A 25,161-nucleotide genomic window follows, 5' to 3' on the forward strand; every position below is an offset into this window, starting at 1 on the left:
TTTTAAAATGTTTTTTTGGTTGAATATGTATATGACTAAGAAGTTTTTTTATATAACAATCTTTCAAGTGCATCAGCTGGTACTGGTTTACTAAAGAAGTAACCTTGATAATAATCACATTCTTGATTCTGTAATAGATCTAGCACTTTTTGTTCTTCTACACCTTCTGCAACAACTTTTAAACCAAAAGTGTGTGCAATTTGAATCATTGCTTTAATAATTTCCGCACTGCTAGATTCAGTCAATGCATTTTTGACAAATGATTGGTCTATTTTCAAATAGTTGATTGGGAATTTCCGCAGATAACCAAATGATGAATAACCTGTTCCAAAGTCATCAATTGATAACGAAATCCCCATAGCACGTAATGTATTCATTGTTTTAATACAATCTTCCGTATTCTGCATCACACTATTTTCCGTTATTTCAATTTCTAAGTAATTTGGATCCATATTCGTTTGCTGAATTATCATGGCTACTTGATCAGCAAAATCAAATCGTTGCAATTCAATTGCAGATACATTTACTGCAATTCGAACGGGCTTATAACCTTTTTCAACCCATTTAACATGTTGCATGCATGCTTGTCGAACTACCCATTCCCCTAGTTGTATTATTACACCAATTTCTTCAGCAAGAGGAATAAATTCACTAGGTGGTATAAACCCCTTTTCTTTATGAGACCACCGAATTAATGCCTCTAAAGCTATTACTTCCCCTGTTTCCACATTAATTTGCGGTTGATAGTATAACTGAAAATCATCATGATATAATGCTTTGCGAATTTCACCCTCCATGAGAAGAATATCATTATACATTTCATCCATACTCGGCGTATACACTAAACGACTGTTTCTACCATTGACTTTGCAATAATGAACAGCAATACTTGCATGATTCATTAACTCATCTGCAGTTGTTGCATCGTCGCCAAAGAAACTTATACCGATAGAGCAAGTTACAAAAAACTCATTACCATGAAGTGTTAGTGGCTGTTTTATTTGGTTCAATAATGCTTTACTCATTAAATTGATCTCAGTTTTTGAGCCTTCTATTAAAGCAACAAACTCATCTCCACCAAAACGATATAGTTTACCTTTATCATCTATTGTATTTTCCAACCGCTTGGCAATCGTTTGGATTACTTGATCTCCAATAAATTCACCTAACGTATCATTTATGTACTTGAGTCGATCGATATCACAATACAAGACTGCAAAAGAACTTGACTGTTCTGCCTTCTTTACTAATGATTTCATGTCTTCTCTTAATTTACTTCGATTTGGTAAATCTGTTAGTGGATCGTGAAAGGCTAAATGTCTTATTTGCTGTTCTGCTTCTTCTAATGAGGTAATATCAACTGAAGATCCTACTACCTCAATAACTTCACCATTTTCCATGATTGGGGAAAGCATAGAATAAAGATAAAGCGATCCATGTTGATGTTTAAAAGTAACTTCTTCTCCAGCATAAACACGATCAAATTTTTCTATAATACATTCATGATCAGTAGTTCCAAAAACAGCATCTAATGGTTGATCGTATGTATAGTCATTATAAATAGCTAATTTTTTTGTTAATTTTCCTTCAATTAATGAAAAACGATATTCTCCAGATTGTTTGTTTTTTTGAACACGAAAAACTAAGTTCATCAATTGTTGAAAAACCTTATGATAATCATCATTTAAAGCTTCAACCAGCTGTGTTTCATCTTTTTTTATATCATCAATATATGTACGAAATACAGCAAACGTTTTTGTGTGGTTTGTCGGATCAACTAGTGGTACTAATTTCGTCCGGTACCAAACCATCGCACCCTTCTTTGTTTCTGTACAGATATCCCCTTGCCATACCTTGCCTGATTCAACTGTAATCCACATACTCTCATAAAAAGATGCATCATGGACACCAGCATGAAGCGTCCGATAATGATGGTATAACAATTCTTCCTTCTCATAGCCAAGCTGTTCACAAAAATCATCATCAATGTATGTAATGTAACCTTTCTGATCAATGATCATCAGTCGGAATGCTTCACTAACAGCTCCATTTAACGCTTGTGTTTTTTGTATACCTGTTTTTAAATACGTTTCTATTTTTAGTGCGATTTCTTTTATATCTTCCTTATTTGATGTAGCTTGAAGCTGTTCAATTAAGGTCTCTAACTTTTGATAAATGGAAACATTGTCTACAGGGTATATTGTCATATTTTCACCTTTTATCTCAATTTATGTAATTCCTATTGTTTAAGTATACATAAAGTCTGTCAGAAAAAAAAGCTTCTATAATTTTATTAATAGGATTAGTTATCAGATAATTCATATTATTCATATTATTCATGGGTTAAGACCATTTTCAACTTATTTTATACGTTTACTCAATGTACGCTTAACACTGTTTGCTAGTGAATCAACCTGCAACAACTCTTTCATAGCATGTTGGTTTTCACGATCGTGGAATAAAAGATTATGTACGCTCTTAATTGAGAATTCCCTTTTATATTTCTTTTTGAATTTTAAAGTATCTTTAGAAGAAACATAACCTTCCTTGATCACCCGACAATAATAACCTCCATAACCTGTTTCAGTAACCAAAGCTGTTATATCCTTTAATTGATGTACACCAGCTATTTTAAAACAAGGTTGTCGTGGTTGAGAAACTTGAATAATTGCTTCACCTAACTCAAATTCATCACCAATGTAAACTGTTTCTTCCGTTAATCCCTCGATTGTTAGATTTTCACCAAAGGCAGGGATATTAAATTTACGATTATATTTTCCCTCCCAAAAAGCATAATGATCATAAGGATATAGCAGGATTGCTTTATCTAGCCCACCGTGATTTTTCAGATCAGCCTGACCATCTCCATTAAAACCTGTTTTCGATAACCAGATAGATTCCGTAACACGTTCCTTAATAAATCCAGTTTCAACCATTTTCCCTTGTAATTCACGAACTTTGGGTTGTCCAATATTTAGAGAAACAATTTGATATTTCAATTTATTCACATCCTTTATTCTTATTATATATTATTTTTTATATAAGAGAACATCCTAGTTTGTATGTAATTTCTTAGATGTTACAATAGCTAAATTGAGGTTAGATGACACTTTAGTAAAATTCATATAAAAACATGTGATTTAGCCCCCATAAAAAATGCAATTAAAGAGAATAACTATGAATAGTAATATAAACATCATTGGAGGAACATCATGTTTTCAAATGCAGAAATTGGAATTGACTTAGGTACTGCGAATATATTGGTTTATACGAAATCAAAAGGAATTGTTTTAAATGAACCCTCCGTGGTAGCTATTGATACTAGAAATAATCAAGTAATAGCTGTTGGCAAAGAAGCAAAGGAAATGGTCGGTAAAACACCAAGAAATATTGTACCCATTCGGCCTTTGAAGGATGGCGTAATAGCAGATTATGATATTACGGCACAATTATTAAAAGAAATTTTAAAGAAAGTAAGCAAAGTGGCTGGTGTATCCATGCGTAAACCTACTATTGTGGTTTGCACTCCTTCAGGTAGTACCTCAGTTGAACGTCGTGCCATTCATAATGCCGTCAAGAGCTATGGGGCTAAAGAAGTTCATATAATTGAAGAGCCTATCGCAGCTGCAATTGGTGCTGACCTGCCAGTTGAGGAACCAATTGCAAGTGTTATTGTCGATATCGGTGGAGGAACGAGTGAAGTTGCTATAATCTCTTTTGGCGGCGTGGTTTCATGTCGATCTGTCCGAACAGGTGGGGATAGAATGGATGAGGAAATCATTCAATACATCCGTCGGAAATTCAATATATTAATTGGTGTACGAACTGCTGAAAATGTAAAAATAGAAATTGGACATGCTTTAATTGACCATAAAGAGGAATCAATGGAAGTTAGAGGCCGTGACCTTGTGACAGGATTGCCTAGAGTTATCACTGTAACCTCCACACAAGTACAAGAAGCAATACGTGAATCATTAGAATCTATTTTAGCGACAATACATGCTACCTTAGAAAGTTGTCCTCCAGAATTAAGTGGAGACATTGTTGATCGCGGTATTACAATCACTGGTGGTGGTGCATTATTACATGGTATGCAAGAATGGCTTGAAAAAGAAGTCCACGTACCTGTACATCTTGCACCAAATCCTTTGGAATCAGTAGCAATTGGAACAGGACGCTCATTAAAAATGATAAACAAGTTGCAAAAGGCCGTAAAGTAATCTAATGAAAGAAAAAGCTTGGACTAAAAAATAGTCCAAGCTTTTCTTCCGTTTAACCAAATCCTCAACTTTCTCACAAAACATAAGTGCTACTCGTTGACTGTTTTAAGCTTAGCGAATAGCTGTCATATTGCTTGACAATCCTAAGAAGAGGCTGCTTTCTAAAAGATTGTAGTATATTACGAAACAACTATAGACTCCGACGTAACGTTCTGGTCTTACTCGCTACGTCAGCAAATAGTTTCACTTTCCGTGGGAACAGCAGTATATTTCAAACGCGCTAAGTTACATTGCTTTTATCATCAAGTTCGTAAGATGAAACGCAATGATGCTTACCAAAGCTTAATAAATATTTAATCCTTATTAAGTAAATCTCGAAGACTTTCCATCTCTTCTTTCGTCAAAGTAATTCCTTTACCCATCTTTACGTGATCAGGAGACCAATCACGTAAATCATATTTGGGTTCTCTTTTATTCCAGGAAACAAGGTTCAGCTCTTTATTCCACCCTTTAGCCGATTCAGATATTACACCAATCGTTTCAATAATTTCATAATTTAAATCTGCCATCTACCTCACCTCTCCTAGAAAAATCCGAACTATTTATTCTAATGTCCATTCAGATAAACTACTAATTGTATATGTAGGCTTAACTGGAATTTTAACTAAATCTTCTTTTGTTGTCACGCCAGTATGAACCAATAACGAATCGATGCCGGCATTAATTCCAGCTAAAATATCAGTAGCATAATTATCACCAATCATAATGGTTTCTTCTTTAGTTGTTCCTAAAACTTCTAACGCCTGTTCCACAATAATCCCCTCAGGTTTACCTATAAATTTTGGTTCTACACCTGTTGTTACTGATAAAACGGAAATTAGCGAACCTGCCCCTGGTAAAAAACCTCGTTCAGATGGTAAAGCAACATCTCCATTTGTCGCAATAAAAGCAGCACCATTTCTTATTTCTAAAGCACCAATTGCTAATTTTTCATATGTAATGGCTCGATCTAAGCCCATTACAACGAAGTCGACAGCTTCATTCGCAATTATTAAACCCTGCTCTTCTAAAGCAAGATGCAAACCCTCTTCACCTATTGGGTATACACGTGCCCCTGGTTTTAATTCAGCGACATATGTCGCTGTTGCCATACTCGTTGTAAAAACATGTTCAGTTGTTGCTGGAACATCCATATCCTGTAGTTTTTGTGCAACATCTCTTGGATGTTTTGTAGAATTATTAGTCAAAAATAAGTATGGTAAATTACGTTTTTCTAATTCTTTAACAAATTGAATTGCTTCGTCAATTTTTTCAGTTCCTTTATAAACAGTTCCATCTAAATCGATTAAAAAACCTTTGTATTTTTTCATTAGTAACCTCCGATTAAACTATTTGTTATTTTCAGAATACATGATAATATAGTACATACACACTAAAAGTAAATTATAAACTTTAGCGTTACATAATGTAAAATAGTTTATCAATAACAGCTTACATGATATTGTATAAGAAGCTATTAACACAAATACTTTATACATCCAGAGGTCCTACGTTTTAACGAAGCTTTACTTTCAATTAATATACATGGGATCTTTTCGTATATTAAACAAAATATTAGATTAAAGAGAGGTAGTAAAAGTCCATGACACTTAATACGCCAAAAGCAGTAATCATTATTTTCGGGGCTACAGGAGACTTGGCCAACCGAAAGCTATATCCTTCTTTATACCGTCTATATCGGAATGGTAAATTATCCGAAAACTTCGCTGTTATCGGTGTCGCACGTAGACCATTAACAAATGAAGATTTCCGAAAGAATATTAAAAAGTCAATAGCAGAGTTTAAAGATGACAATATTGATCCAGATCAGTTTGCATCTCATTTTCATTATAACCCATTTGATGTGGAAGATCTGACTCACTATCAGAAATTAGACAACTTTATAAACGAGTTAGATGAGAAACATGAAACAGAAGGAAACCGCCTATTTTATCTAGCAATGGCTCCTAATTTCTTTGGAACAATAGCTGCCAACTTAAATGCAGAAGGTCTTACAGAAACTGTTGGTTGGTCTAGACTCGTAATTGAAAAACCTTTTGGACACAATTATGAAACTGCTCAAAAGCTAAACAATCAAATACGACAAGCGTTCTCTGAAGATCAAATTTACCGCATTGATCATTATCTTGGTAAGGAAATGGTTAAAAATATTGAAATCATTCGCTTTGCTAACTCTTTATTTGAGCCTTTATGGAACAATCAATATATCGCGAATATCCAAGTTACATCCAGTGAAATATTAGGTGTTGAAGAGCGCGGACGCTATTATGATGGTTCTGGCGCGCTTAGAGATATGGTTCAAAATCATATGTTACAGATTGTTTCCTTATTGGCAATGGAGCCACCAGCAAAATTAAATCCTGATGACATTCGTTATGAAAAAATTAAAGTATTGCGTAGTCTAAAACCATTAGCAGTAGAAGAAGTGGATGATCACTTTATTCGAGGACAATATGATAAAGGTGAAATAAATGGCGAAGAACAAATTGGATATAGAGAGAGTAACGGCGTTGATCCAGTTTCTAATACAGAAACATATGTAGCTGGTAAATTTGTAATTAATAATTTCCGTTGGGCCGGTGTTCCATTTTATATTCGGACTGGCAAACGCATGAAGAAAAAGTCAACTGAAATCGTGGTACAATTTAAAGACTTACCAATGAACCTTTATGCCGATAAAGGAGACACAATTGATCCAAACTTATTGGTAATTAGTGTTCAGCCTGATGAAGGCATCACACTTCATTTAAACGCTAAAAAAGGTGATTATGATACAACAAGTACACCTATAGTTATGCAATATGAGAAAAATGGATTAGAGAAATCAAATAGTCCTGAAGCTTATGAAGTATTAATCAATGATTGCTTACACGGGGATTCTACTAATTTTGTTCATTGGGATGAAGTGGCATTATCTTGGCAATATGTTGATATAATCTCCAAAGCTTGGAGTGAAAAGTCTTCCGATGAGTTTCCGAACTATACTTCTGGAACAAACGGACCAAAAGCAGCCGACGAACTATTAGAAAATGATGGTTTTCATTGGTGGACAATTTAACTTAAATTAAATGTAAGAAAAGAAGCTATTCATCATGATGATGAATAGCTTCTTTTCACTTTTATTAGCTTAACCATTCTGTATGGAAAGTACCTTCTTTATCAATTCGTTGATACGTATGTGCACCAAAGTAATCACGTTGAGCCTGCAATAAATTGGCTGGTAACGTTTCTGTACGGTAACTATCATAATAAGCTAATGCACTAGCGAAGCCTGGTACAGGAATACCCCGTTCCATCGCAATAGAAAGAACTTTACGTAACGATGTTTGATAGTCCTCAACGATACCCTTGAAGTATGAATCTAATAATAGATTTGCTAAAGCAGGTTCACGATCATAAGCTTCTTTAATTTTTTGTAAGAACTGCGCTCTAATAATACAGCCACCACGGAAGATCATCGCTATATCACCATAACGTAAGTTCCAATCATTCTCATCTGATGCTGCACGCATTTGTGCGAAACCTTGCGCATATGAAACAATTTTACTCATATAAAGTGCTTTACGAATTGCTTCTACTAACTCATCCTTATCACCTTCATAAGGTGCATCCTGAGCTGAAGGGCCACTTAATATTTTGCTTGCTTTCACACGTTCATCTTTCATAGCAGAGATGAACCGAGCAAATACAGATTCTGTTATAACTGGTAATGGAACACCTAAGTCTAACGAACTCTGACTAGTCCATTTACCTGTACCTTTTTGACCTGCAGTATCAAGAATCATATCAACCATTGGCTTACCTGTTTCATCGTCTTTTTTCGTGAAAATATCTGCCGTTATTTCAATTAAATAACTGTCTAATTCCCCTTTATTCCATTCAGCGAACACCTTGTGTAATTGATCAGCATCATAACCAAGAATATTCTTCAGCATGAAGTACGCCTCACCGATTAATTGCATATCTCCATATTCAATACCATTATGTACCATTTTAACATAATGACCTGCTCCGTTTGGCCCAATATAAGTGACACAAGGTTCGCCGTCTACTTTAGCTGAAATAGCCTCTAAGATAGGAGAAACAAGATCATACGCTTCTTTTTGACCACCTGGCATAATAGAAGGTCCTTTAAGTGCACCCTCTTCTCCACCAGATACACCTGTACCAATAAAGTGAATACCTGATTGATCTAATTCTTTATTTCTTCTAATTGTATCTTTGAAGAAGGTATTTCCACCATCAATTAAGATATCACCTTTATCAAGAAGAGGTTTCAATGTTTCTATTGTTGCATCAGTAGCAGCACCTGCTTGAACCATAAGTAAGATCTTACGAGGCTTTTCTAATGAATCAACAAATTCTTCAATTGATTTTGCACCAAAGAAGTTTTTTCCTTCTGCTTCATTTTTCAAAAAGTCTTCTGTTTTTTGGAATGTTCTGTTATATACAGATAAAGAATATCCTCTACTCTCCACATTCATGGCAACATTTTTCCCCATTACAGCTAAACCGATTACTCCGAATTGTTGTTTTACCATAGTATTTTCGCTCCTTTTTTAATTAAAAATCCTCTTTCTATCATACGTTGAAATTCTTTACCTTGCAACTCTGCCGTACTAGTTATCTAAAGGATTATTTCACTCCCTCTATAAACTTATAACAAGCTAGCTTATCTTGCAATTGAATTTTTTGAAAAATTCTATTAATACATCAATTTAATTACAAAATAACTATGTGCATAACTTACTAATGGAATCAAAACCTTATTTAAAAAGCTACCAACTTGACAAATCAACGCTTTTGTAATAAAATATTTTCTAGAGCTTAGCCAAGCAATTTAAAATGAAGCAAGTTAAAATTATGGCATCTGCCAATGTTTTTTGAAAGTGTATGAAGGAACCATATACAATTAGCAAGACTTATTCACACTGGATCGACTTTGGAGTCGTAAGGATGTAGGAGAGGTAGGGCTTACATCGTTTAGGTTAGTAAAAACTTCCAGGTGGAGATACCGCGGCAATTTAATGAGATAAATAGAAATTAAATAAAATTTTTACTTGTGAAAATGGCAAGTTATTCTAGGGGTACCTTTCAACTGAAAGGTACCCCTTTCCAATTTCTTTAGATTATATTGACGACCACGTTCTAAACTGGTACGATCTGTTTATCTATTTATTTTATAATCGCAGTGATTATTATGGGTAACACTATAATAGGAGCAGCTTCTGGAGAGATCGTTTTTAAACGACGCCGAAGGATTCACAATCTCAGGCAACAGGACAGAAGAAACTAGACATAACCTTTATGTTTACTGTTATTATCACTGAGATTGGAGAAAGATTCCAATCTTTTTTAATTGGTTATAGAAATAACTCTAAATTATATAGTGAGGTGATTTGCATGAAAAAGCGTGCAGTAGTAAGTGTAATCGGGAAAGATCAAGTAGGAATCATTGCAAAAGTGACAAATGTATTAGCAGAAAACAAAATGAATGTACTAGATATAAGCCAAACAATCTTACAGGATTTTTTCACCATGATGATGCTAGTAGAAATTGAAAGTGGAGAAGATTTAGATGCACTACTTCAACAATTTAAAGAAATTGAAAAAGAATTAGGATTAACTATTAGCATACAGCTTGAAGACGTGTTTCAAGCAATGCATCGGATCTAAAGGAGTGTGACAATATAATGGCAATAGCTTTTACGGAAATCCAAGAAACAATTCGGATGGTACAAATGGAAAGTCTTGATATTAGAACCGTTACAATGGGGATTAGCCTGAGAGATTGTGCTGATTCAGACTTTGAAAAAGTAAAACAAAATGTATATGATAAGATCACTTCATATGCGGATCAACTAAAACCGATTGCAGAGCAAGTAGAAAAAGAATATGGTATTCCAATTATTAATAAGCGAATAGCTATTACACCTGTAGCTGAAATTTTAGGAAAAGCAACTGTTGATCAAGCAGTTGAATTAGCGCAAACGCTCGATAAAGCAGCCAAAAAATTGGGTGTCGATTTCATTGGTGGGTATTCTGCTTTAGTACATAAAGGCATTAGTAAAGGCGATCAGACACTGCTTGATGCACTTCCTAGAGCACTTAGTGTGACAGAACGTGTTTGTGCCTCCATATCCATCGCAACAACTCGAACAGGTATTAATATGGATGCTGTTAAACAAATGGGTACAATCATTAAAGAAACTGCTGAATTAACAAAAGACAATAGTAGTATCGGTTGTGCGAAGCTCGTTGTTTTCTGTAATCCAGTTGAAGATAATCCATTCATGGCTGGAGCATTTCATGGCGCCGGTGAAGGTGAAGCGGTATTAAGTGTAGGGGTAAGTGGTCCTGGCGTTGTTTTAAATGCATTGAAACGGTTTCCAAATGCTGATCTTGGTGAAGTTGCCGACATCATCAAAAAGACAGCATTTAAAATTACAAGAGCTGGTGAATTGTTAGGACGTGTTGTTGCCGAGCGACTAAATGTACCATTTGGTATTATGGATCTTTCATTAGCACCTACAAATGCTACAAACGATAGTGTAGCTGAAATTTTAGAAGAAATTGGTTTAGAAAGTGTTGGTACACATGGAACAATAGCGGCTTTAGCATTAATGAATGATGCAGTTAAAAAAGGTGGAGCAATGGCAAGTTCTTATGTCGGTGGATTAAGCGGTGCATTTATTCCTGTTAGTGAGGATAACGGTATGATTCGTGGAATTGAGAATAATTCCCTTAGTCTTTCTAAATTAGAGGCGATGACATGTGTCTGTTCCGTAGGCCTTGATATGATTGCACTTACTGGAGATGTAACACCAGAAACATTGTCAGCAATCATAGCAGATGAAGCAGCAATTGGCATGATCAATAAAAAAACGACAGCAGTTCGTGTCATTCCTGTAATTGGAAAAACAGAAGGAGACGTTGTTGAATTTGGTGGTCTACTAGGTCGTGCACCTGTTATGGGTGTCAATCCTTTCAGTTCCGCAAAAATGATTCAACGTGGTGGTAGAATTCCTGCTCCACTCCAAGCATTAATCAATTAAAGGATTGCATAACATATTTATGGTCGTAATACATTTGTCGATTCTTTCTATTTAACTAAAAACCTATCTCTCAATTTCTTGAGAGATAGGTTTTTCTTGTTTACAGATTAACATTTACAATTCAAATTCCCATTCGTCTTTCATATATAGATATAAAACAAATAAAGTATTTTCTATATAAACAGTATCCTTGTTATCAACTGTTCGATCTATTTTAGGGAAAATAATAGTTGCCACTTGGTTGGTAAGTTGATACTTTTCATGCATAGGCAAACCTTCATAACGTTCACAGAAGGTCTTTATTAAATGCCAATCTTTTTGATCAAGTGCTTTTTGTTGCCAACTTTCTAATACAAGATTTTCTTTAGATAGACCACGTGCAGATATTATCTTTTCAATCGATTTTTTTCTCTTCTTTTTACGTTTTGTTATATTTTCATGAACTACAATTGTACCCGCAGCTAAATCACCTAACCGTTTATGTTTCGGATGTAAAAAGACGAGTAACATGCCAACAAAATAAGCCGCTGGAAGCGAATCAATTATGCGCAGGAAATTTCGGATAAAACTTGAAAGCAATGTGATACTGTGTCCATTGTCTTGAATAACTCGAAGGCCGATTATTTTTTTCCCTATCGTACGACCGCCCCAAAAATATTCTAGAAATAAATAGTAACCCGTGTTTAAAACAAAAATAATAACGATTATAACAGCAATGAATGTTTCATAACCATTAAATAAAAGTATAAGATCTTGATCCAGATCAGATTCCAGCAAAAAAAATAAACCTAGAAAGATTAAACCATTCAATAGAAATAAAAATAACTGATCTATTATAAAAGCTGCTGATCTACTTCCTAATCCCGCGATTGAAAATTGTAGTGAAACATATTCTGGTGTTTTTATACTTACTTGTTCTTGTTCCATAATTCTCGCTCCTTCCAAGTAAAATTATTCCAAAAGGCTATTCATTTTACTATATAGCTTATATAATAGAAATAATACAATCTCTATAAAAGTAGGTGTGGTTTACATGCAATTAAAACAATTTATTCAGCAGCATCGTAAAGATTGGCAAGAACTTGAGCAATTAACTAGTGATTTACAAAAAAGAAACCAAATTACAAGTACTACTATTGATAAATTTGATCATCTTTATCAAAAAGCTGCACAAAATCTATCGTATTGTCAAACTTATTATCCAAATGAAGAAGTAACAGGTTATCTAAATGGAATGGTTTCTAAAGCACACAACGTTCTGTATCAGAAGCAACAATCTTCTTGGAAGCAGTTACACTATTTCTTCAGTACAAAGTTTGTCGGTTTGCTACTTGATCAATGGAAACCCATTGTTATCGCAATGTTGTTATTCTTTTTTGGAGGATTAGCTAGCTTTTTATCTGTTTTGGATAATCCCTTACATATAAACGGTATTCTACCTAATGATATGGCACAAAGTATTGCTGATCCGAGTGAGTTAGAAGAAAATGTAGGTTCAGTAAATGCTTCATTAATGTCAGCAGAGATTATGACAAATAATATTCGCGTCGCTATTCTCGCCTTTGCTGGTGGTATCACTTTTGGTCTTTTAACCATTTATCTCTTAATATATAATGGCGTTATTATTGGTGCACTTGCTGCCTTGTTTTGGAATTCAGGTAATTCATATATATTTTGGGCATATATTGTTCCACATGGCATCATTGAATTACTAGCGATTTTTATCGCCGGTGGAGCAGGCTTATTAATGGGCTATAAATTATTTGTGCCCGGTAATTTATCAAGACTCTATCAATTGAAGATTCAAACAATTCGCTCTGTACAACTTTTACTCGGTACAATCCCAATTTTTATTCTTGCTGGTATTATTGAAGGATTTATAACACCTGCTGATTTATCACTTGAGATAAAATATGTAGTTGCACTTTTAACACTAATTGGTTTTATTCTATATATGGTGGTTGGGCACTTCTTTTTACAGAAGCGCCCAACCTAAAGCATACCACGATTTAATTGCTCAATATAATGTGAAACAGCTGTAACTGCTAACCTGTCTTCTGGGGCTTCTAGCATTATCATACCTTGATTTTCCCACTTAATCATTTGTTGTTTTTTGAATTGTACATTCTTCTGTGCTACCGTTTTTTGCATTGCGATTACAGCTGTTTCCGGATGAGCTTTTACCTTTCTATTTAAAAGCTCATCTTCAATACCAATCATCATAAATAAATGCCTTTTTCGCACTTGCTTAACAAACAATAAAGTATGGTCTTCATGGATGAACGTGCGAACATCACTAAATAATAGAAACAAGCTTCTTTTCTTTTGAACCGTTTGCAAATATTGTAAAACATTTACGTAATTAGATTCACTAGCATCTACTTGAACGTGATAAATTGCTTTTAAGATAACATCTAGATGTGCCAAACCTTTGTCTGCTGGCACAAAAGCTTTAATGTCTTTTGAAAAAGCAACAACTGCTACATAATCCCCATTCTTCAATGCTGCTGCAGCTACAGTAATCGCTGCTTCGATTGACTTCTCTAAGCGATTACCATGCTGTAACTCAATACCCATCATTCTTCCACAATCAATAAGAATTGTTACATACTTTCCGTGTTCTGGCTCATAATCATTTGTCATAACTTCTTGTAATTTAGCAGATTGCCTCCAATTAATCTTTCTTGGATCGTCACCTACTACGTAATTTCTAACTTTAGCAAATTCACCGACACCGGTTTTTTGTTTACGCACTTTCAACCCTTCATGCAACAGATAGCGTTGGGAACTCGCTAGATATCGCTTTGTTTCTGATAAATTCGGTATGACTTTGATTGTTTCCTCAAGTTTAAATGTCTTTTGTTTTTCCCACAATCCAAATAAGCTTTTATAGCGCAGATAAAGTTTATCAATTTTATAACTTCCTCTTACAAGTGGAAAAACGTTATAATCTATAACATTCTGACCAGAAACAACTGATTGATCGACCGGGAAAATTGTTTGAAAAGATGTTGGAATACCATCAACAAAACGTACATTACAAGAAAACTTGCTTTGATTATCAATCTTAATCGTTATTTTTTGATTTTCATAGCGTTCCATTTCCTGTGCAATGACACGTGTCGCTTCTAATTGGTTTCGATTAGGTGAGAAAAATAAATCAATCAACGTTGTTAACAGAAATAGTCCGTTAGCAATACCAATAAAAATCCAAGATACCTGCCAAATAGCTGAAAATGTAATAACTGTTGCCACAATAAGTGTAATGAAAAGCAGTTTAAACGTTGGAAGAATGCCTCTATCTTGGAACAGGAATCGAGCCCACCAATTCTTGAATAATCTCATCAAGGTTCGTTCCCTCCAATTCTGCATAAGGAGATAATTGTACACGATGACGTAAACTTGGGCGCGCCAAAATCTTAACATCATCCGGTGTTACATAATCCCTTCCAGCTAAATAAGCCCAAGCTTGTGCTGTTTTACCAATTGCAATAGCAGCACGTGTACTTGCCCCAAATTGAATTGCTTCCACTTCTCTTGTTTTTCGGACAACTCGCATAATATAATCAGCAATGCTGTCTTGTATAACAATTTTTCTCACTTCTTGTTTTACCTTTTGTAAAGATTCAGGGGTAAATATAGACGATTCCACTTCAGGTTCTATTTGGGCTTCAATCACCTGTTTTAATACATTTGTTTCATCTTCTAAGCTTGGAAAATCAATTAATAACTTAAATAAAAATCGGTCTTGTTGTGCTTCTGGAAGAGGGTATGTCCCTTCAAACTCAATTGGATTTTGGGTAGCTGCAACAAAAAACATGTCTGACAAAGGATAGGTTTCGCCCTGGATAGTAACTTGTTGTTCTTCCATTGCTTCTAAAAGAGCAGCTTGCGTTTTTGCTGGTGTCCGGTTTATCTCATCAGCCAACAATACATTTGTAAATATAGGACCCTTTAACGTTTGAAATGTACTTTCTTTCATATTATAAATAGTACTCCCAGTTATATCACTTGGAAGAAGGTCTGGCGTAAACTGAATTCGGTTAAAGTCTCCCCCAACAAGCTTAGCTAACGTTTTTACCATTTGTGTTTTTCCTGTTCCAGGAACACCCTCGATTAATACATGACCACCAGCTAGTAATGCTGTTAGTAATAGTCGAAGATTTGTTTTTTGCCCAATAATTCGAGCTTCATATTGTTCTAATAAGGATGTTAATTGTTCTCTCATCCTTCCTCCACCTCTTTCCGTATGCGATCGTTTTTTTGAGACCAAGCTACAAACTCTTGTTTCGTTATTTTCTCTTTTACCAAGATTTCATTTAATCCGTTAATATACGTTTCTATTTCTTTTCTAGACATATCTGTTAAGGCTCGATGAATCGCATCTATACTATCTTCCCAACTTTTTCGATAAGGGATTCCATATCTCTCTTGTAGCAATTGTTTATTGTAACTTGCTTGAACGCTTAATGCATCTTGATACCTTTTTCCTTTGATGTACCAAATCGCTAACGCTTTTAGACGCTCATCACTAAAACGCACAGTCGCTTCACGTGGCTCGATGACTGGACCAAAGCGTTTACCTTTTAACCATAACCATAAAAGGGTCAATATGATTAATTCAACTGTAAAAGTTAAAAGCCAACGAGGATATAATGTGAAGATAGAAATTCGTTCTCCTGCTCCATGAACATACTCATCAAATTTAATTGATGAATAAGTAGAAACATCAACAAGATTTAACACGATATCAACATGTTCGTTCTCTGTTATTGTTTCATTCGTTAACCAATTAGGTTCTGTAATAACAATTAATTTACCTTTACCATAATCGCGTTCAATAGCGATTGCTTCGCCTTCCTCATCCATTAGTAACACATTATCATCGTCTTTTGTTTTCACTCTAAAAGGAGACTGCAGAAGCGCTTCGTATGTTCCAATACCATTAAGTGTTGTAGATTCCTCAGTTAATTCACCTTCTATGTAAGATGTATCAAGATCAAACATACCATCTGGATTTTGTCTTAACAAAACAATCGTATTACCAGCCTCCATATATGTCTGATAGCTTTCCTGTTCTACTTCATCAGCAAACAAAGGGGGGGCTATCATAAATAAAAGCTCGTTTTCTTCAGTTTGCGCAAGCGATTCTGGTGAATTTATCCAACGTTCTGCATCGAACCCCTCTTGGTTCAAGTACGTATAAAATGCTTTTGTTCCCATTGGAGCTGGCGACTCAGAAATATAAGCCGGATATTCTTCTGGACCTTCTTTAAATAAAAAGAAACTTAATAGAATAAAAAGAACGAGCAGACTAACAAGCCAAATCCAAATATTCCGTTGTGTATACCCTTGTGGCATGCTATCTTCACCCCTCTTCTCTTTCTATTGATGAATTAATAGACTTTAGTTCGGCTAACCATTTTTCAATTTGTTCACGATAGATCTGATAATCCTTTTCTTCAATATTATATTCTCCATATGTTACCTCTTCAAAGAACAGAGCTAACTGATAGAAATCATCTGCAAGATCACTTTTGATCAGTCTTAATTCATCGTGATATTCCCAATTCGTCTTCCACATCCGGGCTTGCAACCATTCTTTCTCATGTAATACCAAGAGAAAGGTTAAAAAAAGATGACGTGTCGCTTCACTATATACTTTTTTCTGCTCTAATCGATTCGCTTCCTTTAAATGATCATGACTTAACCAATTTTTCTCATTTAACTGATGTAGTGGTTGACGGTAGTTTAAACGTTTCTTTCTAACCCAATTTCGACTTAATAAGAAGATAACTAACAACACAAGAATTACAACAACAAGTAATGCTAATATTATGAGTGCATCACCAATACTGCTTGTAGGCTGAAGGGTTGAAAACCAATTTGATAATAACTCTTCAATCCAATCTTTAATTTCATCCCACAAAACTTGAATAAAATTCCTATTGTCCTCATAATAAACTTGATATTCTTGTTGGCTCAAAATCTCTTCTATCGAATCTTTAGCTTGTTTCACATTTGTCATTTTTCTCACCCTAACTGATTACAATTGCCTTATTGATCAACATCATCTTGATACTCATCGATCATATCTTTCAAATCACCAGCTGTATTGCGTGTTTCGGCATCAAAATACATAACAGCATAACCTACTGTAAAGATAATTGATGTAATTAATGTTGCTAAATTTATGATAATACTATATAGCACACTCATCCCCAAAAAACTTGCAGGAATTTCAATTGCAATAGAAATACCAGCTATAATTAAGCTCAGTACAACATATAAACCAAATAGTTTCCATGTTCTATTTTTTGTTAACATCCAACTTTTCGATAAACCTGGTGCAACTCTATCGAAGACTACAGCTGGCAAGTAAAAGCTCCATTTAGTAAATAATAAACCAAGTCCGATACCCATACCTATTAGTACAATAATAAATAATATTAACGCAACAATAAATGGCGCTATACCAGTAGTTGGATCAAAAAATGCAACACCAGCTAAAATTGAAATAACTATCACGAGTGGAATAAATACAATTGCGAAAACAATTAATCCAATCAATAAGGTACTCCATAAAAGTGGCCAAAAACGTGTGAATGCAGATCTTATTACTGAACCAACTGTATAAGCTTCATCGTTTTTAATTCGCTTAACTAAAATAATAATAGCTGCATAGGCAACTGGATAGAATAAAATAGCAAGTAATCCTATAAATATAGTACCCATACTCTCTACTATTGGTACTTCTTGAGCAGTTTGCGTGTACGAATTAAGAATCTGGTCAAATACATTTCCACCAGTCTCTAACTCTCTAAAAAAATTTCTCCCACCAATTAATTGACTAATCGCCTGAAGAAGAAATACTGGACCCATGAATATAATCATAATGAGAAATAGACTTGAAAAGTGGTTCTTGATAATTCGGAATGTTAGATCAAGAATTTCTCCAAATCCTTTTGGTTTGTTATTAAATGTTGTCTTCATGTTACATTACCTCCTTTTAAAAATGCATATATTAACCATATTATCATTAATCTGTCTGTAATATCATTAAAATTGAAAATTATTTATTATAAAAAAGATTGTGATACTATATTTTCACAAGCTATTATGAAGGATATTGGTAACATGATAAAATTGAATTTATATTCTTTATAAAATCCGTAGATTAAAGAAGGTTTTTCTCATGGAAAGAAATAAAAGCATAATTTCCATATTCATTCTTGTTATTCTAGGCTGTTTAATAATGGCTTGGATAGATAGTGTTCTATCACCTATTTACGCAATAAAATCTGCTATTAAACTTATTCTATTTTTTCTTATCCCTGCCAGTTATGCGTTAATTGATAAAAATACATCTTTTTGCAAGCTGTTTCAGTTAAAGAAGGGACAGACACTATTCCCGATACTATTAGCAATAGGAGTTTATTGTTTTATTTTCGGAAGCTATTTACTCATCGGTCCTTATTTTGATTTTTCAAATATAACTGCAACCTTAGAGAACAACATTGGCGTATCAAAATCGAATTTTATTTTTGTTGCCCTTTACATATCTATTATTAATTCACTTTTAGAAGAATTTTTCTTTCGAGGGTTTGCTTTTTTATCACTTAAAGGTGTTACTAGTAGAAAGGTTGCTTACGTATTTAGTGCTGGAGCATTCTCTCTATATCACGTTTCCATAATGACAAGCTGGTTCTCCCCTTTGTTATTTATCTTGATAATTATTAGTTTATTTATTGCAGGATTACTATTCAATTGGGTAAATGAAAAAAGCAAGACTATCTATCCTTCATGGATGATTCACTTAAGTGCTAACTTAGCCATTAATACAATTGGTTTTATCTTGTTTGGGATTATTTAAACGAAAAAAGCCGCTATCAGCGGCTTTTTCTGTTTTTTAACTTTCTGTATTCTCTTCCGTTTCACTGGTGTCATTTGGATTAAATCCACCTTCTGGCATTTCTCCTCTTTCCATTCCATCTTCAGGGGGCACACCAAAATCTCCTTCTGGTCTCTCTCCGGCGGCTCCTCCCCTACCGCCCATATTACCCATACCACCAGTGCTTCCAGCAGTTGTCGTACCCGATTCATCAATCCATTGAACCGTCTCTGTTGGGGTGAAAGTTACAACCTCTTCACCATCTTGATAGTTATCACCATCAGTTATCAAACCGCCAATATTAGTACCCGTCGAGGAGCCACCAGTATATAAAGTATAACTTGTGTCTGTCTCTAGATCTTTACTGCTAATGAGTACAGTTTGGTAATCCTTACTTGGTGTGTACGTTACGATTATATTTCCAGATTCATCCTCTAAATGTACTGTTGTACCAGCAACTTGTGTTTCCGTATAAGTCATCATTATCGCATTCTGCGTGGATGAGTCAGAAGTTGCTAACGCCATAGCCGAGCTACCACTTGCAACGAGAGTTCCACCAGTTATTTCAAATTCTCCATCATAATCAAGCGAACCATTCCCACCATTAGTTGAACCGTTAACGATCACCGTTCCAGCAGACATATAAATGGATCCATTGGCATCTAAACCATCACCTTCAGCATCTACTGTTATAAATCCACCATTGATATTTAAACCATTAGCCTCTGATTCAGAGTAACCTTCTACTGTTGCTGCAGCGTCACCGCCAGCAATGTTAATTCCATCATCACTTGCTACCACGTTAATTTCGCCATCTTCTATGGTTATAATATTGCTCTCAATGCCTTCATAACTTTTTGTAATATTTATCGTTCCATTTAATATGTCAATTGTTGAGTCAGCATGCACCCCGTCATCGCCAGTTGCAATAGTAAACGAACCGTCCGCGATCGTAACACTTCCATTACTATGCACAGCATCATCTAGTGTATCCATTGTAAATGTTCCGCCAATTATTGTAATATCAACCGTTGCTTTAATACCTTTTGTACTTGGTTCTTCTGTTTCTGTTGTTGTAGTTGCTGCCTCTTCACCCCAAGCTTGTTCCATACCGCCACCTGTTTCAATTGTATCTGGGCTACCTTCACCAGAAACAAAATTATAGGTACCATCAACAATATAGAGGGAATTGATTGCTTGAATACCGTCACTACCAGATATAACATCAAACGTTCCATTTTCGATTACAATATTACCCTTTTCTTCATCTTCATCCTGTGTTGATTTTAGACCATCACCGGCAGCATCAATCGTAAAACTACCATCCTTGATTGCTAATAGATCTCTTCCCATTAATCCATCATCTGCTGCTACAATATCAATAGTACCTTCAACAATTTTTAATTCATCCTTACTCGTAATACCATTATTGAAATTAGCTTGTACCGACAATGTCCCAGTACCATTAATTGTTAAATCATCGTTACTAAATATTGCAGCATTTGGTTCTTCTGCTTCTTCATCATCATAAACATATTCTGTACCATCAGTCACCACATTTTCTGTACCTTCTTGAATGGTTAGAATCGTTTTTTGTGCCTGCTTCACATAAATAGGTGCGCTATTGGAATCCGTAATATTTACACCGTTTAGCACTAAGTGAACTGTACCCTCATCTTCTGCATCAACAATGATCTGTCCATCAGTTAGCTCACCACTGACTACATAAGTTCCAGATGTTTTTATCGTTATCGATCCATCTGAAATGATAACATCGCCTTCTGCTTGGATTTCACTACCATCTAATTCGATATATGTTGCGTCATCCTCATCCCATTCAGTTAAGTAATCATCGTCATCATAGCTAACCAAATCACTCACGTTTTCCGTCACAACAGCACTTGCAACTTCTGTTTCTGTGCTACTTTCCGTTTCAGATGTATTATCATTACTACACGCAAACAAAACCATTGCACATATTGAAATAATAAATAATTTAATGTATCTAGATATTTTGCTCATTTATAAAACTCCCTCATTACATATTATTTCTTTTGACCTGTTATCTTAAGCTGATAATACATATAAAAGCTTAAAGAAAACTTAACAAATGTAATTTTTTCTACAACATGGGAATTTATATTTTTAAACAATCTTATTCTTATTACACTCTTTAAAGCAACAACTGATATAATAAAATACAGCGGTTACATTTTAAAATTGCTATATTATCGACGAATAGGTGGTATTTACAGTGCAATCAAAACTAATTTATTACATAGGACTTATTTTAGTAGCTATTATTTGGGGAGTTAATTTCGGTATCTCACGCTGGGCAATGGATATTTTTCCTGCAGAGATTTTTGTACTGTTACGTTTTGGATTAGCACTGCCTTTTTTATTTATAATTCTAAAACTTACTGAAGGCAGTGTAGGTGTAATGAAGAAAGATCTTATAAAAATCGCGATTATTGGGTTTATTGGCGTAACTACTCTCGAATTACTTCTAATGTATTCGATTAAATATACGACCCTTGCTAATGCTTCCTTATTAAATGTGGCACCTTGGCCTATTTTCGCAGCTCTGTTTGCACCCTTATTTACTCGAGAAAAAATGACAGTGCGTTTAGCAATTGGTGGCTTTGTTGCTCTAATAGGTGTCTCACTTATTATTTTGGGTGGAAAGGCTGGTTTTGACTTAAGTTCAGAATATATGTTTGGGAATCTACTTGCTCTATTTATTAGTTTGATAGGTGCGTTATTTAATTTAGCTTGTATGCCTCTAATGATTAAGTACTCCCCAATGCGTGTAACAACTTGGTATATATTGTTTGGCTCGTTATTTTTAATCCCATTTACAATTGGTCGATGGGATAGCATCCCGTGGGGTGAACTCTCACCTATAACTTTTGGTGCAATAATTTATAATGTCCTTTTTTGTACGGTTTTTGCCTTTGTAATTTGGAATCTTTCCATGAAAAACGTTGGCGCTACAAAATCGAATTTCTTTCGGTATTTTGTCCCTGCATCCGCTACTACTACAGGTGTTTTATTCTTTAATGAAATTATATCAACTACACAGATCGTTGGTGGTTTTGTTATTGTATTAGGCTTAGTATGGATAGCAACAGAACCGAAAATAGGCAGTATTCCTCCAATAAAATAAAAAGTCAGAAAAAACATTACACTTTTTATAATATTTTAATACCCTTTACTTAAGTAAAGGGTATTAAAATATTATAATCTTACAACCTTAAGGCACTGCTACCTTGAAGATAGACATGACCATAAATGTGAGAATCATTTTCCGAATTATTTGCCTTCCTCAATAAATTCTTCCATAAAATTAATAAACTGCTTCGCTCGAACTGCATTTGTGTGGTATTGATGAATAAAGTTGTAACCATTATCCGTTATTTTGTTTCTTTCTATTTCATTCTCACTATAATAGAGTGCTTTTTCATATAAGTCATTAGAATCACAAGCGATAAAGTTTTCCTTATCGGTAAATCCTAGTTCTAAAATATCGGGGTTTGGTTCTGCTAGAAGTAGTGTTCTACACCCAGGTACTTCAAAGAACTTCATAACAGGATATTGCCTAGCACCTCCGCAGGTAAAGAAAATTTCAGCTCTATTTAGTTCTTTAGCAAACCCTTCATTCACCATGTGATTTTTTCGTGTGCGATGACCAGGATGTCGAATGAATTTAAAACCTTCCACTTTCTCCATTTGCCTCTGTACTTCTTCTCTAAATTTGTATTGACCTTTAGCAGGACTTCTACGTGTTCCATCATATACTAATCCCATAAGTAGAAATTTAATTGTCTTTTCCTGCTCCCAATCTTTAAATACATCAGGTGAAATAGAGAAGGGAGTCCATCTAAACTTTGACTCAAAAGTAGGAAAGTGCTTTAGAAAGGAGTCCTTCGTAACCGAGAAGATTAAGTCAATTTTATTACTAGTAAAATAGTCTACTCTTTTTTTCTTATACCAATGCGTATCAATAACATAACAACCTTTTGGAATATCAATTTTATCTAGATTCGTTATTTTTGGTGAAAAGAAATTCTCCCATCCTATATCATAATGTAGAATGAAATCTGGTCTAACTCCGATCTGTTTAATAATATCCAAGATATCTCCATCACGTTTCCAGTAATACACATCTGCGAATTGTTCTAAGGCCCGAATCATTTCATACTTCATTTTATGTTTAAGATATATTTTATCAAAATCCTTAATTAGGATTAATAACTTTAATTTAGACTTATCTTGATTGACCATATGATTCACTCCATTATTTCTTTTTCTATATCCTATGAAAAAATAAATAGAGTGTTACATAGGATATAGAAAAAGTCTCTACATCTATAGATGCAGAGACTTTGTATAAACTATAGTCTATTAATACACTATTTCCTTTACTCTACCAACGATCCCATTCTCTAATTTTACTTTGATACCATGTGGATGTGTTTGCGAATTAGTCAGCAATCTTGAAACAACGCCCTCAGTAAGTTTCCCCGAAGACTGGTCCTGTTTTTGAACAACTCTAACCTTTGCGCCTATTTTTATATTATTTCGAATCGTGCCTGGCATAATAATGAATCTCCTTTTTCTTTTACAATAGTTTTTGATTTAACCCTTATTCTCACCCTTTTTCTCTTTAAAAACAACTGTTTATGAAATTTTCACTCATTTTTATCAATATGACCAAAAATAAACAAAACTAAAAGTAGAAGCAATTGTTAAATTGATTTCTACTTTTAGTTTTGTGAAAAAGCTTTGACTACTACGTTAACTCCATCATTAATGCTGCCACTTCATAATATTTTAAACCATGGACTTCAGCTATTGCGCGATTCGTAACAAATCCGTCCATTGTATTAATGCCGTTCAATAAAACTCGATTTGCTGAAACTAGTTTTTCTATACCATGATTCGCAATCATTATTGCATATGGGGTCGTTACATTTGTTAGTCCTAACGTAGCCGTTCTAGGAACAGCTCCAGGCATATTCGCAACAGCATAATGCACAACACCATGTTTAATATATGTCGGGGAATCGTGATTTGTTATGCGATCAATTGTTTCAACAATTCCTCCTTGATCGATTGCCACATCAACAATAACAGTTCCTTCTTTCATAGACTTAACCATGTCTTCTGTTATAATAATTGGTGCTCTATAACCTGGTATCAGTACTGCACCAATAACTAGGTCTGCTTGCTTAACTGATTCGGCAATCGTCATCGGATTAGAAATCATAGTCTGAACCGAGTTACCAAATAAATCATCTAATTCTCTTAATCTTTCTGGATTAACGTCTAGTATAGTTACACCTGCACCAAGCCCGATTGCTATTTTAGCTGCATTGGTACCTACAACTCCCCCACCAATAATGGTAACTTTCCCTCTACTAACACCTGGAATACCCGATAACAAGATTCCTTTACCACCATTTATCTTTTCTAATAATTGTGCACCAATCTGTGTTGCCATTCTACCTGCAACTTCACTCATTGGTGTAAGTAATGGTAAAGAGCCATTTAGCAGTTGAATTGATTCATAGGCGATACTAGTTACTTTTCGTTTTAGTAATGCGGTTGTTAATTCTGGTTCATTTGCAAGGTGTAAATAAGTAAACAAGATCATGTTTTCTTTAAAGAATGGATACTCTTCAGGCAATGGCTCCTTAACTTTCATAACCATTTCCTGATCCCATGCTTCTTTAGCAGTCCATACTATGTTTGCCCCATTTTTTTGATAGTCTTCATCCGTAAATCCAGAACCTATACCTGCTCCAGATTGAACAAAAACATCGTGGCCTGACTCTGTAAAATGACTCACACCTGATGGAACTATAGCAACTCTATTTTCATTGTTCTTTATTTCTTTTGGGATACCAATGTCCACGAGTGCCGCCTCCTTATT

Annotated in this window: 22 protein-coding genes and 1 riboswitch; of the genes, 7 read left to right on the top strand and 15 right to left on the bottom strand. The window is 34.7% G+C overall.

The window, feature by feature from the left end:
• Positions 1 to 35: 35 nt before the first annotated feature.
• Complete coding sequence (locus D2K62_RS06530) at positions 36 to 2,207, bottom strand: sensor domain-containing protein (protein WP_112179919.1); 2,172 nt, start codon at positions 2,205 to 2,207, stop codon at positions 36 to 38.
• A gap of 153 nt (positions 2,208 to 2,360) precedes the next feature.
• The gene (locus D2K62_RS06535; RefSeq protein ID WP_232827974.1) at positions 2,361 to 3,008 is read right to left on the bottom strand and encodes an MOSC domain-containing protein; all 648 of its coding nucleotides are present in this window, start codon (positions 3,006 to 3,008) and stop codon (positions 2,361 to 2,363) included.
• Positions 3,009 to 3,212: 204 nt separating this feature from the next.
• On the opposite strand from D2K62_RS06535, the gene mreBH reads away from it, so the two are divergent.
• Positions 3,213 to 4,220 carry a rod-share determining protein MreBH gene (gene mreBH, locus D2K62_RS06540; protein WP_117161120.1) on the top strand — a complete coding sequence of 336 codons (1,008 nt, stop codon included), beginning with the start codon at positions 3,213 to 3,215 and terminating at the stop codon, positions 4,218 to 4,220.
• 353 nt (positions 4,221 to 4,573) lie between these two features.
• Here mreBH and D2K62_RS06545 read toward each other — a convergent pair whose 3' ends face one another.
• Positions 4,574 to 4,789, bottom strand: coding sequence for a YdbC family protein (locus tag D2K62_RS06545; RefSeq protein ID WP_112179916.1), 216 nt, complete (start codon positions 4,787 to 4,789; stop codon positions 4,574 to 4,576).
• A 33-nt stretch (positions 4,790 to 4,822) separates the two neighbouring features.
• Entirely contained in the window at positions 4,823 to 5,590 is a 768-nt protein-coding gene (locus tag D2K62_RS06550) for a TIGR01457 family HAD-type hydrolase (protein WP_117161121.1), read from the bottom strand.
• A gap of 272 nt (positions 5,591 to 5,862) precedes the next feature.
• Between D2K62_RS06550 and zwf the strand changes: the two genes are divergently transcribed.
• Positions 5,863 to 7,338, top strand: a complete 1,476-nt coding sequence (gene zwf / locus D2K62_RS06555; RefSeq protein ID WP_112179914.1) for a glucose-6-phosphate dehydrogenase — start codon at positions 5,863 to 5,865, stop codon at positions 7,336 to 7,338.
• A 64-nt stretch (positions 7,339 to 7,402) separates the two neighbouring features.
• Here the strand turns inward: zwf and gndA are convergent, their stop codons facing one another.
• Positions 7,403 to 8,821, bottom strand: coding sequence for an NADP-dependent phosphogluconate dehydrogenase (gene gndA / locus D2K62_RS06560; protein ID WP_112179913.1), 1,419 nt, complete (start codon positions 8,819 to 8,821; stop codon positions 7,403 to 7,405).
• A gap of 677 nt (positions 8,822 to 9,498) precedes the next feature.
• A riboswitch (glycine riboswitch) is annotated at positions 9,499 to 9,576 on the top strand.
• 107 nt (positions 9,577 to 9,683) lie between these two features.
• Here gndA and D2K62_RS06565 point away from each other — a divergent pair.
• Both D2K62_RS06565 and D2K62_RS06570 read left to right on the top strand, forming a co-directional pair.
• A complete protein-coding gene (locus D2K62_RS06565) occupies positions 9,684 to 9,956 on the top strand; it encodes an ACT domain-containing protein (protein ID WP_112182640.1) in 273 nt (90 codons plus the stop codon).
• Positions 9,957 to 9,973: 17 nt separating this feature from the next.
• On the top strand, positions 9,974 to 11,335 hold the full coding sequence (locus tag D2K62_RS06570; RefSeq protein ID WP_112179912.1) for a PFL family protein: 1,362 nt from the start codon (positions 9,974 to 9,976) through the stop codon (positions 11,333 to 11,335).
• 114 nt (positions 11,336 to 11,449) lie between these two features.
• On the opposite strand, the gene D2K62_RS06575 is transcribed toward D2K62_RS06570, so the two are convergent.
• On the bottom strand, positions 11,450 to 12,262 hold the full coding sequence (locus tag D2K62_RS06575; RefSeq protein WP_112179911.1) for an RDD family protein: 813 nt from the start codon (positions 12,260 to 12,262) through the stop codon (positions 11,450 to 11,452).
• Between the two features lie 106 nt (positions 12,263 to 12,368).
• Between D2K62_RS06575 and D2K62_RS06580 the strand changes: the two genes are divergently transcribed.
• Positions 12,369 to 13,331 carry a stage II sporulation protein M gene (locus D2K62_RS06580; RefSeq protein ID WP_117161122.1) on the top strand — a complete coding sequence of 321 codons (963 nt, stop codon included), beginning with the start codon at positions 12,369 to 12,371 and terminating at the stop codon, positions 13,329 to 13,331.
• Here D2K62_RS06580 and D2K62_RS06585 read toward each other — a convergent pair.
• Genes D2K62_RS06585 through D2K62_RS06605 form a run of 5 tightly spaced genes read right to left on the bottom strand, consistent with a single transcriptional unit; the run spans position 13,328 to position 18,328 of the window.
• A complete protein-coding gene (locus D2K62_RS06585) occupies positions 13,328 to 14,680 on the bottom strand; it encodes a DUF58 domain-containing protein (protein WP_112179909.1) in 1,353 nt (450 codons plus the stop codon). The genes D2K62_RS06580 and D2K62_RS06585 overlap by 4 nt on opposite strands.
• A complete protein-coding gene (locus tag D2K62_RS06590) occupies positions 14,634 to 15,563 on the bottom strand; it encodes an AAA family ATPase (protein ID WP_112179908.1) in 930 nt (309 codons plus the stop codon). Before D2K62_RS06590 ends, D2K62_RS06585 begins: the two co-directional genes overlap by 47 nt.
• On the bottom strand, positions 15,560 to 16,696 hold the full coding sequence (locus D2K62_RS06595) for a DUF4350 domain-containing protein (RefSeq protein WP_112179907.1): 1,137 nt from the start codon (positions 16,694 to 16,696) through the stop codon (positions 15,560 to 15,562). The genes D2K62_RS06590 and D2K62_RS06595 overlap by 4 nt, the downstream gene beginning before the upstream one ends.
• Positions 16,697 to 16,703: 7 nt before the next feature.
• Positions 16,704 to 17,363: a DUF4129 domain-containing protein gene (locus D2K62_RS06600; RefSeq protein ID WP_117161123.1), complete on the bottom strand. Its 660-nt coding sequence runs from the start codon at positions 17,361 to 17,363 to the stop codon at positions 16,704 to 16,706.
• 29 nt (positions 17,364 to 17,392) lie between these two features.
• Complete coding sequence (locus tag D2K62_RS06605) at positions 17,393 to 18,328, bottom strand: DUF7847 domain-containing protein (RefSeq protein WP_112179905.1); 936 nt, start codon at positions 18,326 to 18,328, stop codon at positions 17,393 to 17,395.
• A 202-nt stretch (positions 18,329 to 18,530) separates the two neighbouring features.
• Between D2K62_RS06605 and D2K62_RS06610 the strand changes: the two genes are divergently transcribed.
• Positions 18,531 to 19,208 (top strand): CPBP family intramembrane glutamic endopeptidase, encoded by a 678-nt coding sequence (locus D2K62_RS06610; RefSeq protein ID WP_112179904.1) that lies wholly within the window; start codon positions 18,531 to 18,533, stop codon positions 19,206 to 19,208.
• Between the two features lie 36 nt (positions 19,209 to 19,244).
• Here the strand turns inward: D2K62_RS06610 and D2K62_RS06615 are convergent, their stop codons facing one another.
• A complete protein-coding gene (locus D2K62_RS06615; RefSeq protein WP_112179903.1) occupies positions 19,245 to 21,248 on the bottom strand; it encodes a carbohydrate-binding domain-containing protein in 2,004 nt (667 codons plus the stop codon).
• A 232-nt stretch (positions 21,249 to 21,480) separates the two neighbouring features.
• Between D2K62_RS06615 and D2K62_RS06620 the strand changes: the two genes are divergently transcribed.
• Positions 21,481 to 22,392, top strand: coding sequence for a DMT family transporter (locus tag D2K62_RS06620; RefSeq protein ID WP_112179902.1), 912 nt, complete (start codon positions 21,481 to 21,483; stop codon positions 22,390 to 22,392).
• A 146-nt stretch (positions 22,393 to 22,538) separates the two neighbouring features.
• On the opposite strand, the gene D2K62_RS06625 is transcribed toward D2K62_RS06620, so the two are convergent.
• The 3 genes from D2K62_RS06625 to ald form a co-directional block, all read right to left on the bottom strand.
• Positions 22,539 to 23,510 (bottom strand): glycosyltransferase, encoded by a 972-nt coding sequence (locus tag D2K62_RS06625; protein ID WP_112179901.1) that lies wholly within the window; start codon positions 23,508 to 23,510, stop codon positions 22,539 to 22,541.
• 120 nt (positions 23,511 to 23,630) lie between these two features.
• The gene (locus D2K62_RS06630; RefSeq protein WP_112179900.1) at positions 23,631 to 23,825 is read right to left on the bottom strand and encodes a YwbE family protein; all 195 of its coding nucleotides are present in this window, start codon (positions 23,823 to 23,825) and stop codon (positions 23,631 to 23,633) included.
• 193 nt (positions 23,826 to 24,018) lie between these two features.
• Positions 24,019 to 25,143, bottom strand: a complete 1,125-nt coding sequence (gene ald, locus D2K62_RS06635) for an alanine dehydrogenase (protein ID WP_112179899.1) — start codon at positions 25,141 to 25,143, stop codon at positions 24,019 to 24,021.
• Between the last annotated feature and the right edge of the window lie 18 nt (positions 25,144 to 25,161).

The organism is Paraliobacillus sp. X-1268 (genome assembly GCF_003426095.1).
GTDB classification, from domain to species: Bacteria; Bacillota; Bacilli; order Bacillales; family Amphibacillaceae; genus Paraliobacillus_A; species Paraliobacillus_A zengyii.